At 54.7% G+C, this 14853-nt stretch carries 12 protein-coding genes; 3 read left to right on the forward strand and 9 right to left on the reverse strand.

Translation table 11 applies throughout. The annotated features are described in order from the left end of the window. Positions 1-1378: asparagine synthetase B family protein (locus tag ACFQ95_RS18550; protein WP_422833332.1), on the reverse strand; the 1378-nt coding region annotated here is incomplete at its 3' end. Between the two features lie 153 nt (positions 1379-1531). Next, positions 1532-2776 (reverse strand): hypothetical protein, encoded by a 1245-nt coding sequence (locus ACFQ95_RS18555; protein ID WP_422833333.1) that lies wholly within the window; start codon positions 2774-2776, stop codon positions 1532-1534. Positions 2777-3262: 486 nt separating this feature from the next. Between ACFQ95_RS18555 and ACFQ95_RS18560 the strand changes: the two genes are divergently transcribed. Beyond that, complete coding sequence (locus ACFQ95_RS18560; RefSeq protein ID WP_422833334.1) at positions 3263-4216, forward strand: glycosyltransferase family 2 protein; 954 nt, start codon at positions 3263-3265, stop codon at positions 4214-4216. A gap of 7 nt (positions 4217-4223) precedes the next feature. Continuing rightward, entirely contained in the window at positions 4224-5519 is a 1296-nt protein-coding gene (locus tag ACFQ95_RS18565) for a hypothetical protein (RefSeq protein WP_422833335.1), read from the forward strand. A 724-nt stretch (positions 5520-6243) separates the two neighbouring features. Here ACFQ95_RS18565 and ACFQ95_RS18570 read toward each other — a convergent pair. Further along, positions 6244-7380, reverse strand: coding sequence for a glycosyltransferase (locus ACFQ95_RS18570; protein ID WP_422833337.1), 1137 nt, complete (start codon positions 7378-7380; stop codon positions 6244-6246). Next, positions 7377-8912 (reverse strand): lipopolysaccharide biosynthesis protein, encoded by a 1536-nt coding sequence (locus tag ACFQ95_RS18575; RefSeq protein WP_422833338.1) that lies wholly within the window; start codon positions 8910-8912, stop codon positions 7377-7379. The genes ACFQ95_RS18570 and ACFQ95_RS18575 overlap by 4 nt, the downstream gene beginning before the upstream one ends. 408 nt (positions 8913-9320) lie before the next feature. Here ACFQ95_RS18575 and ACFQ95_RS18580 point away from each other — a divergent pair, with 408 nt between their 5' ends. Further along, positions 9321-10952: a hypothetical protein gene (locus tag ACFQ95_RS18580; protein ID WP_422833339.1), complete on the forward strand. Its 1632-nt coding sequence runs from the start codon at positions 9321-9323 to the stop codon at positions 10950-10952. A 105-nt stretch (positions 10953-11057) separates the two neighbouring features. Here ACFQ95_RS18580 and ACFQ95_RS18585 read toward each other — a convergent pair whose 3' ends face one another. The 5 genes from ACFQ95_RS18585 to ACFQ95_RS18605 form a co-directional block, all read right to left on the reverse strand. Then, complete coding sequence (locus ACFQ95_RS18585) at positions 11058-11996, reverse strand: glycosyltransferase family 2 protein (RefSeq protein ID WP_422833341.1); 939 nt, start codon at positions 11994-11996, stop codon at positions 11058-11060. 170 nt (positions 11997-12166) lie between these two features. After that, complete coding sequence (locus tag ACFQ95_RS18590) at positions 12167-12850, reverse strand: tetratricopeptide repeat protein (RefSeq protein ID WP_422833342.1); 684 nt, start codon at positions 12848-12850, stop codon at positions 12167-12169. Then, positions 12847-13746, reverse strand: a complete 900-nt coding sequence (locus tag ACFQ95_RS18595) for a hydrolase 1, exosortase A system-associated (RefSeq protein WP_422833343.1) — start codon at positions 13744-13746, stop codon at positions 12847-12849. The genes ACFQ95_RS18590 and ACFQ95_RS18595 overlap by 4 nt, the downstream gene beginning before the upstream one ends. Then, positions 13743-14576, reverse strand: coding sequence for a hydrolase 2, exosortase A system-associated (locus tag ACFQ95_RS18600; RefSeq protein ID WP_422833344.1), 834 nt, complete (start codon positions 14574-14576; stop codon positions 13743-13745). The genes ACFQ95_RS18595 and ACFQ95_RS18600 overlap by 4 nt, the downstream gene beginning before the upstream one ends. Positions 14577-14601: 25 nt before the next feature. Then, positions 14602-14853: an acyl carrier protein gene (locus ACFQ95_RS18605; protein ID WP_422833346.1), complete on the reverse strand. Its 252-nt coding sequence runs from the start codon at positions 14851-14853 to the stop codon at positions 14602-14604.

Below are 14853 nucleotides of genomic sequence, written 5' to 3' on the forward strand. Positions count from 1 at the left end.
GGCCAAAGCCTTGCTTTTTCTTGGTGATGATGTCGTCGGGCAAGAAGCCGCGCAGAGCCTCTTTGAAGAACCAGCGTAGCTTCAAGCCCTTGAGTTTGTAGCTCGTGGGCAGGTTCATGGAGAACTGCAGCAAGCGATCGTCCAGAAGAGGGAAGCCGACCTTGACGTCTGCCAGGCTTGTCGCCCCCATCACCTTGGGCAGGTCGCTTTCTGCCAGGGTAAAGCGCCAGTCGAAAGCCAGTTCTTCATTGACTGCGCTGGCGGGAGGGGTCGCGCGCCACACATTTTGCTGCCAGCGCAGCGGCAGTGTTTGGTCCACCTGTTGCAGGAAGGCCGGTGTAAGAACATCGGCCACACCCAGGCGCATCACCAAGTTGTACATCTGCAAGCGGTCTGGCATGGGGGCGCTGGCTTGTTCTACATAACTAGCCGCTTTGCGCAGCAACGGCAGCTTGCCGGCGGCGGTACCGAGCAGGGGCTCCATGGCGTGGGTACGCAGTGGGCCGGGCAGCGTTTGGTACCAGCCAAAAATACGTTGCTTGGCGTAGCGGCTGTTACCGCCAAAAAGCTCGTCGCCACCGTCGCCCGCTAACAGCTTGCTGACACCGTCTTCCTTGGCCATTTTGGCGCAGTAGTAGGAGGGCACGGCAGAAGAGTTGCCAAACGGTTGGTCGAAATGTGCCGCCACCATGGGAATGCTTTTCACCAGGTCGGCGGGCGTCACATAGTATTCATGATGCTCGGTTTTGAATTGTTTGGCCGCAATACGGGCGAACGCCATTTCGTCATAACCTTGGGCTTCAAAGCCGATGGAGTAGCTGGCGACGGGCTGCCCTGCAGCCAAGCCCGCCATGCCTGCGACGGTAGAGCTGTCGGTGCCGCCACTTAAAAAACATGCAGGTTTGCTGCCGTCGAGTTGTTCGCGGGCTGCATCCAGCAGCAGGCTGCGGAACTCATCGCGCAGGGTGTCGAACGAGACGTTCTGAGCTTCTTTGAACACCGGCTGCCAGTAGGGCGCAACCGTCAACTTGCCGTTTTTCCACAACGCGTAGTGGCCGGGCGGCAGACGAAACACGCCCTTGAAGATGGTGCGTGGTGAAGGAATGCAGTGAAAGTAGAGGTAGTCGAAGATGGCCTGCGGGTCAACGCCCTGGCTGAAGTCGGCCAGTTCGTCGGCACGCTGAGCAAACTGCAAACCCTCCGGCGTTTCACAATAACAAAGCGTCTGGATGGCGAAGCGGTCGACCGCTAGCAACACACTACCGTCCGGCAAGTGCAGGCCAAGGGCAAAGTCGCCCTGGACGTCCGATAGTTTCTTCACGTCGGCGGCGAGGCCCAGTTGGCTCCATGCGGCAACGAGTCCTTGGTCTCGAGCCATCGCGGTGGTTGCTGCGCCGGAGAAGCGAGGTGAGCCAAGGGCCAGAGAGGGGCGTTGCGTGGACATGAGGTATGGCGGGTTGGTAAGGTTGTCTAGTAACGGGAAGACGATTTAAATCTGTAGATTGGAATCGGCACTTGAATGAATCGGCGGCTATTGCAGGGCGCCTGCCAAGCGCTGACGGTTGAGCGTCAACGCGCGGGTGCCAGCCGGCAGACGGAACTCTGCGGTGGGCACCAGGCTTTGTTGGTGGGCGGTGCCGGCATCGGTGTTGGCATACGCAGAAGCGGCGCGGGCTACGGCCAGCAACGCATTCGGGTCGTTTGTCACTTCCAGCAAGCGGTCCGTATGATAGTTGCCTTGTGCGTGCCCAGCCAGAGGGCTGCCTAGGCTGCCGTGTCCGATGACCAAATTATTCACAAGCCACTCCTCGTAAGGGGGCGAGAATTTCTGTTGCCAGCTGTGCACCAGAATGCCGTTGCTCAGCGGATTGAGCAGAGTGTTGTGAGACAAATACAGCCCGTTTTGTGGCCAACGTGGTCCCTCTGCTCCGAAGGAGATCAGGGCTGGATTCGCCGTGGTTTGGCTCTGGCCAATGATGTTCCCCACCACAAATGCCAAGCCTCCATTGGGAAACTCCAGCTCGTAAGAGGCTTGGCCATCGCTGCTGTCGACCAGCATGTTGTAGAAGATGCGGCTTTCGCGCGCACGTGATTTGAGCAAGTGCCCTTGAAACCCCTGTTGAAAGTGGCTGCCCAGGACTTTGACCGAAGCGATGCTACCGACATACAGCAAATGGTGCAGTGCCCCGCCTTGAAAACGTGGCGCTGCACCGAACTCGCTGTTGAGCACCTCGAGCGTGGCATCTGCATCGTTGCCCGTGAGCAGTCCCATTTCGTTGTCAATGAAAGCGCAGCGGTTGACGACGAGATGTCCCGATTCAAAACGAATGCCTGCTCCATTGCCACTTGCTACACGCACGCCGCGGAACTCGATGTTCTCCACGGTCACGCGGCCGCGACGTACGACCCACAGCGCCTTGCCTTCAGTCGCTGCGCCGTTCGACGCAAACACCGGACGCGTGCCTAGTCCGCGCAAGGTGATGCGTTTGCCCTCAATCAGCAGCGGCCAGTTGAGGTACTGACCCGGTGCGATTTCCACGACATCGTCATCTTGGGCGGATGCCACGATTTCACGCAGCTTGTTCGGTGAGTCTTGGGGCCCGACGTAAAAGGTCGCGGCTCTGGCTATGCCCTGATTCAGCAGCAACAGGCCCATGAGGACTGCGACGCACAGTGGCCGCGAGAGTGACGGGTTGAACGGAAAATGCATGTCGTCGGAAATGTGAGCGAAGTTTGCCTGGATGAGCAGTATCGCGTTGTGACATTCAAAAATCACACGGGTTTGATTTTTTGAAATTTTGCCGGGGGACTTACGGGGCAGATCCGCAAAAACTGGTTGGTCCTTAGCCGCGCCTATCCCGTAACCGGGCTACGAATTGGTCGGTCTTATTCGCACCATGTCGGACTGACATAGGCCCGCTTCGATTTTGATGGTGTACTGGTTGTTGTGTTGAAAGACCATCCCGGCGCTTGTGCCGAGAGGGTGCTTGAACCAATCATGCACAACGAATCGATGGTGCCGCGAGCCGGACCAGCATGACCGAGTCCGTATGTTTAACGGTGTTCATTGTCTTATTGTTATCTGCCAAGATAAGCGATGGGGCGGGGGGCATCAGGGACTGTTTCAACCGAGGCGACAACTGGCTTGACGCGCGCTGCAGGGGCACGGTACCGTCATCAGTTCTAATCTGCTCCAAATGCAGTCGCTGCACGGCAGCCCCAGGATTCCCTTTTGTGAACATTTTTACTCCTTGACCTCAGCATGCCGACCTTATCCGTTGTTGTGATCACGTACCAACGAGACGCCTTGTTAGCCGAATGTCTTAAATCACTGAGTCAACAAACCCTCCCTTTGCACGAGGTCGTTGTTGTGGACGACGGGGGAAGTGGTAGCGCGAGAGCAGTCGTGGAGCAGTTTGGCGCGCAATTTCACTATGTTTGGCAGCCGAATGGCGGCCAGCCCAAGGCTCGCAATCTAGGCTCACGTACGGCAACGGGGGACTGGATTGCCTATCTGGATGACGACGACCTGTGGCTCCCTGAGCGCCATGCGCTGTTGAGTGAAGTCATGGCGTGCGATAAAGCCGATCTCATCGTTGGCGACTTCATCAAGTTTGGTGAGGGCTGGCTTGCGAATAGCACCATGTTTGACGAAATTGCGGACCTATCCAGTCAATTCTGGCAAGGACTTCCTTATAGGCCGGGCACCAACTTTTCCGTGATCGGGCAGTTTCCTGTCACGCGCCTGCTCCCTGTGCACCCATTCTGGCCATCGGCAATGGCTGTGCATCGAAGTTTATTGGGGAAACTCAACGGCTGGAATGAAAATCTACGCGGCATAAAATCCGAAGATTTTGAGTTTGCCTATAGGGCGATACGACAGGGAAAAACTGCAGTGATATGGACGCCAACGGTTCACTACCGATGCCATGCTGGCAATGATTCAAGCTCATCGCTTTTGAATGCAATCGGTAGAATGAATATATGGAAAATTCTGCTGCATGAACAAGAGCTTTTGGAGGATGAGGTTAACTCTCTAAAAAATGCAATTGAAGTCTCGTATCACGAAATTCTCTGGGCGGCCTTTCTCAGTAAGGATTATTCAACTGTTGTCAATATGGCGAAGAATATTTCCAAGGATGCAATGAGTTGCACCGAAAAACTGAAAGTGACAGCGTCAAAGCTAATGATTCTTAAAAACAAAGCTTTTACATAAAAACTCCATGCTACAGACGTTCAAGAAACTAATTGATACTGCTAAGGCATATTGGGGATGCCTTCATTTATTAAAATCAAGATCTACCCAAGTATTTTCTGCGCATAAGCACCTGCTATTGCTGACGTGGGCATATCCTCCAGATGTAACGGGAGGGGTTTATCGCCCTGCATCAATGGTGCGTGAGGCAAAAAAGCGTGGATGGAATATTACTGTACTCAGCGGGCCTGCTCCAGATCATGTTACAGAGGCAGGAAGGTATCTGGAGAACTATGTTTCAAATATCGGAACCATCGTTCGACTTGAGAAGTCGAAAATTAGTCCAAGTCACAAGTTATTCTGCCCAACGATCAGTGGTGGATTTTTGAATTTAATTGAAACGATTAAACAGGGGAAACAGGTTTGCTTAAAGAATCCACCCTCTGTTATTGTTGCTTCAGGGCCACCATTTCATAATTTTGTTGCAGCATGGGTTCTCGCAAAATTTTGTGGTGTGCCATACATTCTCGACTACAGAGATGAGTGGACAGAGTGTCCTTTTGATTTTGTTGAGACTGGCAATACAGACACGTATTTCGAAAAAAAATGCATTGAAAATGCTAACGCTATTATTTTTACGACGCAGTCGCATTTTTTGCATCAAAAGAAAGTTTTTAATATTCCCGACAACAAGCGTGTGGCTCTGATTCCCAACGGCTGGGAGGCGGAGGATGTGCCTGGGGAGGACACTGTCAATCCATTGGCTCCGGTCAATTTGCGGATTGCATTTGTGGGGCACCTAGGTGAGCACACGCTTCCTGGCGGTGTGCTGCATTGTCTTGAAAAGGTATTTGAAAAGCATCCAGAGCTTTCGAGCTGTATTCGCGTAGCATTTGTGGGGAGCAAAAGTGGTTCAGCAATTCAACAGCTGAATGAATTCAAATACAAAGAGTCGCTTGAAATAGTTGAATCTGTCCCTAAAACTATTGCTTTGAAAATAATGCAGGATTCGGATGGGATTATTCTAATCAATGAGCCCCGGTTACATCGATATCGCCCAGGGAAATTGTATGACTACATCTCCATGAAAACCCCTATTCTTGTCTATGGTTCCGGGGGGGAGGTTGAAAATTTGGTTTCCATGTTGGGGGCAGGATTTGTGCTTTCTGAAAATAATGATCAGGAACTCTATGCAGCGCTTATGGGAATTAAGGAGTACAAGAAGAGTCTCGATAATAGTAGTATCGACTCTTGGTTGGAAAAGCATAAGCGATCTATGCTCGCAGGAAGTTTTATCGATCTACTTGAGTCTGTTGAAGCATAATTCACCATGTTGCATGCGGCAATTTTGGTGAAATTCAGCTTTTGAAATGATATTTAAAAATCTTTCGTAACTTTTCGATGAAAACCTGTTTTCTCAGAATACTCAAAACTACTCTCGGTGAGCTGAATTTTCTTGGGCTTTAAATCGTATCCCTGATGTCGAAAAAATATCAAAAAATTGCAGGCCAAGTGTTGAATGGGATTGGAACTCGAGTGCAATCATATTTTTCCGGACGGTGAGTGGTATGACGTCACTGTGGCAGTAACTGTTAACATTCGCCGGGAAAATCCACATCCTAAGATTCTGATTATCATCAGCCTAGTAAAGACGGATCGGGCTGATGTCCGAACTATAAATTGGTGAATCTGCTGCATATAGCCCCCTCATGCTGCCAGCGCCATCCAGTATTCTGATGGATAACAGCGCGACATAGAGGCCAGAATTCGCGCTGTCGGAAAGCGCGAAGAGTGCGGACAAATCGCAGTAGCGCTGCGCAATTTAATAGTGAAGCCGGTCAATTGCAGGTGCGTGCAACCTTTGCTGCAGTAGATGGAGCCTAAGTCCACTACGACGACTTCATGCGACGCCATCGTGATGCCAACCAACGATTCCAGTGGCTCCAGCAGGGGGCCCGGGTTGTGCGGGATGTCACATCTAGCGAAACCGTGGGCAGCCCCTTGATCCGCGGTGCATGGAATCTCTTTTGCTTATCTATGACCAAGCATCATTTCAGCGCAACGAGGGCGGTCATGGCAGCGCTACGCAGCTTTTGCCAACGTTCCCTTGCACTGCCGGGATAACCACGCGCCATGCGCCAGATACCGTCTGCCAACGCCAGGATAGCCTTGCGTCCGCCAGGTTGTGCCAGCAGGGGGGCCTCCCATCCAGCGCCCCCCCATCCTTGATCGCCCAAGGCGTCGTAGGCGTAGCCAGTACGAATAGCGCGGGCCAGTTGCTCGTACTCGGAGTGCGACAAGCTGTGTCCCTCGACGTGGTGCGACAGCGCGGTCGCGGCATCTTGCAAAAGCTCCGGAATGCAGCCCTTGCTTCCCATGACCACAGCTCGCGCCAGAAGAGCCTGACGCTGTTGCTGCGCAGACAATCCGTCAGCTTGACGCGGCACCAGATAGTCGCCAAGGGGCAACTCGGCCCGCAGCTTGTGTCCTACGCGCTGATCGAAGCGACGAAACACCTTGCCGCGATCCGCTCCCGCGTAGCGGATCGCTTTTGCTCCTCGCAAGCCGGTATGCTGGCGGAAAACAAAGCATGGGGCTGTCGACACGACGCCTCGAAAATGACGCGCCAGGCGCAGTTGCATATCGTAGTCTTCGGAACTCAGCAAATTCGTGTCGAAGCCACCAAGCGTGCGATATGCCGAAGCCCGCACCAACGCCGTTGCCAAATGAAAGAAGCAGCCCTCCATGAGCACAGATAACAACTGCTCATGCGCTATCTGCGGCAGTACGTGTGGGCGGCCACGTGCAATGCGCCCCCCGGGGCCGTCGCTGCCGTAGAAATGTGGGCTGTAGACGAAGCCCGCTTCCGGATGCAGGCTGAGTACCGCGACACGTGTTTCGATCGCATCGGCCAACGCGACATCATCGTCATCGAAGATCCAGATCAGATCGCCCTCGGCCAGCGACAACCCCAGGTTGACCGCGCTCGGCTTGCCACCATTTTCCTTGCGCACGTAACGGATGCGGGTGCCGTAGGCCTCGAGCAGTTCCGACGTTCCGTCCTCGGAGCCGTCATCCACCACGATGATCTCGTGCGCCGGCATGCTCTGCGTCAGCAGGCTATCCAGGCATTCGGCGATGTAGTTGGCCCGATTGAATGTGGGAACAATCACTGAGACTTTCATCGCTTGCCTCGTTTGCCTCGCAACATAGCGATGACGTCGCGCGCATCGTTCACGTGGGTCCGTGCCCCAAGCAGCACAAACACGCCGTAACTCAGCATGCCGAATATGACGAGTGCCGCCAAGCGAAGCGCCGTGGGGTCAAGTACCTGGTAGACCAATGGCCTCACAAGCGTGATACCCGCGAGCATCAGAGCAGCTGCGGCACAAGGTGGCGCGACCATGCGCCAAAGGTCACGCGAGTCCATCTGCACCAGGCCCATGGCGACGCGCAAGATGACGAGACCAATCAAGCCCAGGGCCAGCTTGGCGTAGGCGATGCCCATCATTCCCCAGCGACTGGCGACGACGATCAGGATCACATTGATCGCCACATTGGCTAGGTACAGCTTGAATGCCAGGCCTACACGGTTCTTGGCATTGAAGATCGATGCATTGATGCTGGCTGCGATAGTCAAACCTGCCCCAAGTGCGAACACCTGCAGTACGGGGACCATCTCTATCCATTGATCGCCATAGAGCAAGGGAACGATTTCGTCCGCAACCGCAGCCAGACCAAAACCGACCGGCGCAAGTGCAAAGGTCAGCAATCTACCGCTGCGCGCAATGCCATCTCGAAACCGCTCCGGCTCATTCTGCACCTGAGCAAAGGCTGGAAACAGCACGCGCTGCAACGGTTGGGCCATGCGCGTGTTGATCTCCTGTGTCAGCGAGCGTGCATTCTGGTAGATCCCCAGCGAACTGGCACCCAGTGCACGGCCTATCAGCATCAGATCCAGGTTGGAATTGAGATAGAACAGCAGGCCGTTGCCGAAGTAGCTGCTATTGGTGTGCCAGGTCTCACGCAGAAATGCCGCGTTGAAACGCAGCCGGGGCCAATAGCCCCCAACGATCAGGTACAGCACCGACTGGGCTACCGCACCAGCAATGGAGCCGGCGACCAGACTCCAGACACCGGCCCCTTGCATTGCGAAGAGAACAGATACCCCGGCGCGCAGCAGGATCATGATGGCCTGCACGGCAAAGTCGGCACGAAACAGCATCAGCCGTGCCAGCAGGCTGCGCGGCACGACTGTCAATTCTTCAAAGATGAAGACGATGCACAAAGCGCGCAGCAATTCACCCACCAAGGCATTGTCAAATACCAACTGCGAAACAAAAGACAGACCGAACACCACCACCGACAGCATCACGCCGAGCAATAGTGCGGCCCAGAACATGGTGTCTATCTGTAGTCGGGACAAGCGCGCGCGCTGAATCAAAATCGAGCCGAAGCCGAAGTTGCTGAACAAAGCCGCCAGCTCGGTCACCAGCGTGGCCATTGCGATATGGCCGAAGTCTGCGGGGGTGAGCAAGCGCGCCAACACCGCCATCGACCCGATGGTGACGCCGCTGCGGATTGCAATGCCGAGGAACGTGAACGCGGCGCCGTGCACCACGCGCTGGCTCAGATTGTTGCTGGAGGGAAAAAAGGCGCGCCGTACCAAGCTTGCGCGCCGACCGCTTGTCAACTGCATCTTCACGGTGCCCGACATGCTTTGCCAACATCAACCCGGTGGGGGGCAAGCAGCCTTGGCGGCTGGAGCAAGCGTGACGCTGGGCGCGATGACGCACGAGTAGGCCTGCTCATCATGAAGTTTGTTCTGGTTTAAATCCGGGCATTCTAACGAGGCCCTGTTGCCGGTACTTGAGCGTCAATCCAAATTTGAGGTCTCCCCTTGGTGCGGGAGAGTGGAGATTTTGGTTGGCGCGGAGTTGGGCGCGCGAGGCGCAACCACCTCGGTGGGAGCGCAATCGTGGATATGATGGCCGAGGTCCGTGACAATTTTTCTGCTTTGCAATGGCGGGTTTCTCGCGGCTTGATCTGGCGTTTTAGGCGTATGGTCTGCGTGCTGTGGTGACATGCGTCGCCCCGCGAGCCATGGTGAAGAGGAGTGTTGAGTTTGTTGCGAGCTTCCCCGTTGTTTTTTCGCTCCATCGTCAGACGGCTGCCATTGTTCACCTTGCTGGCCGTTCTGAGCCTCAGTTTCCTGACCTTTGGCTACCTCGCCTACCTTGAATTTGGGCCATTTGCTGCCGTTGAATTACAAGTTGACGAGTTGTACTTCTATTCCTGCGCAGCTCGGCATTCGATCACCGGTCTATGGCTCAATCCTGGCTGTCATGACAACAAGCCGCCGCTGATCTATCTGATCCATCAATTCGTACAGCCCCACTCCTATCTCTATAACGTCTGGGTCGGCAAACTGGCCGCTTTTGGCGTGATGCTGCTGATGGTGGGGGGCGTCGCCCAACTGGCTTTGCGTTTGGCGGAGAGGGCGGCTGCGGTGGCCTCGGTGGTCTTGTTGATTGCAGCCCTGGCGCCGAATGCGCAGTTCTGGGCGCTGAAAACCGAATCTATAGGCTTGCTCTTGGTACTTGCTGCCTTTGGCCTGATGGCCGTGCCGCGTCCCGTGGCTCATGGGAAATGTTTGGGCGCTGGGCTGCTGCTGGGGTTGGCTGTGCTGGTCAAGCAGACTAACGTGATTTTTCTAGGGCTTTCCTGTGTCTGGCTTTTGTGGATGGGGCGGGCGCATTGGCGGCAGACTCTGGGCCGTACCGCTTGCGTTGCATTGGCGGGCAGTGTCCCATTTATTGGGTATCTGGCGGGCGTCTCTTGGGAAGGGCAGGCAGAAAGCTTTTTGGCCAGTTTTTTGGTTTACCCGTCGGTTTATGCCGGAGGTGTGTCCCGAGGTTTTCACGCCTATGTGATGCGTTTTGCAAATGTGTACGAGTTGGTCACAACCGGGCGCGAGCTGCTGGTCGCGTTGTTTGTGCTTGGCATGCTGCAGACGCTTTACCGCAGGCTGGTGTGCAAAGAACCGGCCGCGAGCTTGGCTGGTCGGTGGCTGGTATTGTCGGCTGCCTTCTGTACGTTTGCTGCGGCCATGGCTGCGCCTACGTTTTGGGCCTACCACGCGATTCCCATTTGGGTTTTTATGTCGATTCTGGCGGGTGTGGCGTTTGGTGACCTGTGGACAGATCTGAAGCGTGCCCGCCCGCCGCAGGCCGTGATGCTTGGGATTGTTCTGGGCGTAAGTGCGTTCACCGGACTGCTGCAGGTTTGGCATCACAATGCTGGTCGTGGTGACCCGCCCGTCGGCATTTCTCGACCCCCATCGATTGAAGGCGCAAGCGGTCAGTACGCTTATGTTTTGGGGCCTTCATGGCCCAGCTTTTATACCGATAACGGACTGATTCCTGCATCCAATATCTTGTTTTCTTGGGCCCTACCTGGTATGCCTAAGTTTGAACTGTATACGCCACCTTCTCCGGAAAGCACCAAGGGTCAGCGTCTGGCCCAGATACAAGCCAAAAACTTAGAACAACTGTGGAAAGACTTCGCCGGCACCCCGCCGCGTTATCTCGGGCTGGTAACTGGTGTTACCAGTGCGCCGGGGAGTGATAGGTTGGTGGATGTACCAGGATTTGATGAGTATCTTCGAGCCCATTGCCGCTATTTCAAGACCATGACAATGGAACGCGCGGACCACACGCCACGGCCGCTCGTGGTCTATCGTTGCAATGGGGGATAGCGTTGAGGTGTTGTCAAACGCACTGGCTGCGTCGTTAGCACGGCTGTATGGGGCCGGCGCTGGAGCAGGGGGCGATCATTTGCTGCGTTTGTCGAGGATGGGACTTTATCGGCAACGCAGTATGCTTTTGGCTAGAACCTTCCATCCACGGGCATCACGCCAGTCGGTGCGTATGGCCATTAAGCCGCCATGCTTGGCCAGCGAGAAATTCCTGCTTGTGAGGTGAGCTGCGCCGAAGTCGCTCCAAATCCTTGCGAGCTTTCTGCTGACTTCCACTTTATCGGCGTATCGACCATCAGGTGATTGATATCCCCATTGGACAAGTGCGTGCTGAACGACCTCTCCCTGGTAGTTTTTCTGCGGCGCGGATTTGGTGATGCTTTCCGGGTGTTGACGGTAGAGTGCTGTTGGCGCGTTCACTCTCGCAATGGGGGTGCGTCTCGAGGCGCGCAACCAAAGATCGTAGTCTTCACCAATGCGTAGCGTTGTGTTGAAACCGCCAATTTCGCGCAGTAGCGTGCGTTGCATCAACACGGTAGAGGTCCACACCACGCAGTCCAGAAGGAGTTGGGGGTAGATCCATCCAGATGCTCCTTGCCATTTCGCAGCATCGTGGGCGTCATTCTCAAGTTGAGACAAGAATGCGGGTGTGGGCGTCGCGTCTGAGCTCTCCCAGGTTTGCCAAGCGGTGTAGGCCATTTGGGCTTCGGCGTTGGATTCAAGTGATTGCCATTGCCTGTGCAGCTTGCCCGGTAGCCACAAATCATCCGCATCCAAAAAGGCGATCCATTCGCCGTTAGAGGCTGCGATGCCCGTATTCCTTGCCGCGGCGACGCCTTGATTGGGCTGTTGCACCAGAAGTACTTGAGGAAAGCGCTGCTGAATGATTTGTGCGGACGCATCTTTGGAGCCGTCATCAACAACGACTATTTGCAGATCAGGCCATTCTTGCGCTAGAACGGATTCAATGGCTGCAGCGATGTAGCGTTCCGCGTTATAGCAGGGGATGACGACAGAGATGCGTGGAAACTGATGGCTAGGCATTCGCAAAAACTCAAAGGGCGTTCAGCAGCCCATGCCACTGTGGGGTTGATTTAGATGCGTCATCAGGGAGTGCTGCGGCCATTTCCAAGGGGTGTTATCCGACCAGCACGGTTGTCAAACCGAGTTCATGCATTGCATAGGCCATGCCACGGATTGATCATTTGATCGCGCTACTTTTGGGGCGGATCCTGCCACTTGTTGGCTTGCTTCAACATGTCAATCAATTCGGTTCTAGGGAAACCCAGTTCCTGGGCCCGCTGAGCTTGGGTTAACGCTTTATCAAAAGCTCCGGCTTCGAAGTAAAGCAATCCAATATTGAAAATAGAAAATGGATTTTCTTTGGCATATTGATTTGCAATATCCAATTGCGTAATGGACTCATTTTTACGGCCATTCTTTAGCAAATACTGTGCATACAAAGCGCGGGCAATGGTATCGCTGGGCTGGAAGCGCACGGCACGTTCGAAATAACATTCAACTGTAAAGTTGGCACCTTTGGGCTGATTGGTTTTTTGCTTTTCACCCAATTTGGCCATAGAGAGAAGTGCTCTATGGTGGTTTGGGAAGGTATGCAACGTATAGTTAATGTCGGCTCCCACAGAGTCAGTATTGCCTGAGATCAGGTTTTCGACTGCAGGGGTAAAGTGAGCATGCTCTACGATGCCCAGCTTGTCTTTGTCTACGCGGTAATCAAAAGGGCCGTAGTGATTGGCGAGGTTGCCGCAGGACACCCCTTGAGCGGTTTGTGCAAATGTCGCGCCGCAAGTGCCAATCAGCGCAAGAAGCGTCACCAAGGACGGTGCAAGAGTGTGTCGAATCATTTTGACCATTCCCACATTTTGATTGAACTTCACTGCCGAAATTTCTCCGGGCGATGTGTGTTGGCGGCGATTTTGTGCAGCCAGCTAAGTGTCCGATGCTCCACCGCGGTGCGGTCGGGGACATCGGAAAACGTATGGTCAGCTTGAGCCAAATCCAGGCGTTCGAGATTTTGATGTTGAAAGGCGGTTTGCCATTCGCCATGCGTTTGCGTGTACTCCACAAACTCCTTTGCGGTGTAGTCCCTGCCACTAAGGATTAGCAAAATCTGCCCTTCAAATCGATGCCATGCCAGAGCCATTTTTTGCTGATAGTTTTGTAGCACAGCATTTTTAGGGTCACTCTTTTTTCCTCTTGTCGCAACGCTGAGGTTGGCTACAAGGCCTTTGACCGCTTCTATCGCAACCTTGCCGCGCAAGAGCTTGGCCCAAAATTCGCGCTGTTGCAGTCTTTCGAGATAGTAGTGTTTGACCTGTGTCCGCGCCAGACTTTCCGCTGAACGAACCCAGGGGTTGAGCAGGCACAAACCGGCTATGCGTGAGTCTTCATTGCTTTGCAGATACAACAAGGCTGCTGAAGCACCGTCGCACAGGCCCCAAAGTGCTATTTTGGTAAGGGAAGGGGCTCGCCGTTGAAGCTGGGAGATGGCTGCGCCAATATCGGTGGAGGTGGTTTCAAAGTTTTGTTGATCACCTTCACTGTCGCCCATGCCGGCGTAGTCGAAGCGTAGGACTGGATAGCCGGCACTGGCCAAAGTACGTGCGAGAAGCACAAATTGGCGGTGACTTCCAGCCCGGTATTGCGGGCCGCCGACGATGATCACGACGCCGACAGTGGGCGCTGCTTCTGAGTCTGCGGGCAAGCTGAGCACGCCCACCAGGGTGTGCGAACCACTGCAGAAGGTGTCTGCGATTTCAGTGTACGGACTCATGTTGCGACCTCGGGCAACAAAGTTTGCCGAATCGCAGAAAGAGTCGCCTCCTCTAGCGCTGGTGCGAGTTCGATTTCCGAGGTCTGCCAGAAAGCAGGGCCTGGCACGATTTCGCTATGTACTTGAACTCCTGCGTTTTGCCAGGTCGCAATCGTTTTATTCGACGCAGGCGACAAAGTCGCATCAGGCTTGTTAGAGATTTCTAGCCATAACAGATGACCAGTTTGGCGTGGCGCCGCCAACGTCGCAGCCCCTAGGCCATTGGCAAGCGCAGGCGCTAGTTGATAACCAGCGATTTCCACCGCCTGGTCGCTCGCGAGTTGTTGCCGTAGTGCCTCCATGCCGCCCTTGGCACCACCACTCACCATGTCACCGGCGAGTTTCAGACGCAGAAACTGCTGTAGCAGCAGGCTTCCGTTCGACGGCGGCGCCCAAAAAATGAAATTGGCAGCAACGTCAAGATGCCGGGCCGCTTCACTGGCGACCAGGCAGCCGGCGCGAAGTCCCCATAACCAAAGCGGTGCAGGCGAAAGACGCAGGGCGTGTTGGCTTGCCTGTACGACATCCTGCACCCAGTTGGACCAGCTCGCATCACCAAAATCACCAGAACTATCGCCACACCCGTGCAAATCGACTTGCAGAACGCCAAACCCCGCTTGCGCCAGCCTACGCGCAGTAACAGCCGCCATACGGCGCGATTTGTTCATCTCCTCAGCAAAAGGGTGAACATAAACAATGGTTCCGCGTGGCGTATTACTTTGTGCGGGATAGAAAATATTGAACCGCTGTCCTGGTTCCGCGTCGCTGAAGAAAACTTGGGGCTGCTGCACAGTGGTATGTCTGCCTTTGCCCGAATCAGGCGGCTACTTTGCCGGAAACAAAGTCCGTGAGGGTGCCAAGGGTTTCAAACGTGCTGCCATCAATATCGTCGTCGTCAATGGCAAAACCAAAATGGTCTTCCAGACCCGTGATCAGTGAAACCACGGCCATTGAATCCAGTTCCGGTATTGCGCCCAGCAGCGGGGTATCGCGATTGAAGGAGGCCGAGCGACCGTTCAAACTGAGCACCTCGTCCAAAACACGGATGACTTCTTGCGCGACGTCCAT

Source organism: Variovorax sp. HJSM1_2 (assembly GCF_049316285.1).
Taxonomy (GTDB): Bacteria; Pseudomonadota; Gammaproteobacteria; order Burkholderiales; family Burkholderiaceae_C; genus Rhodoferax_B.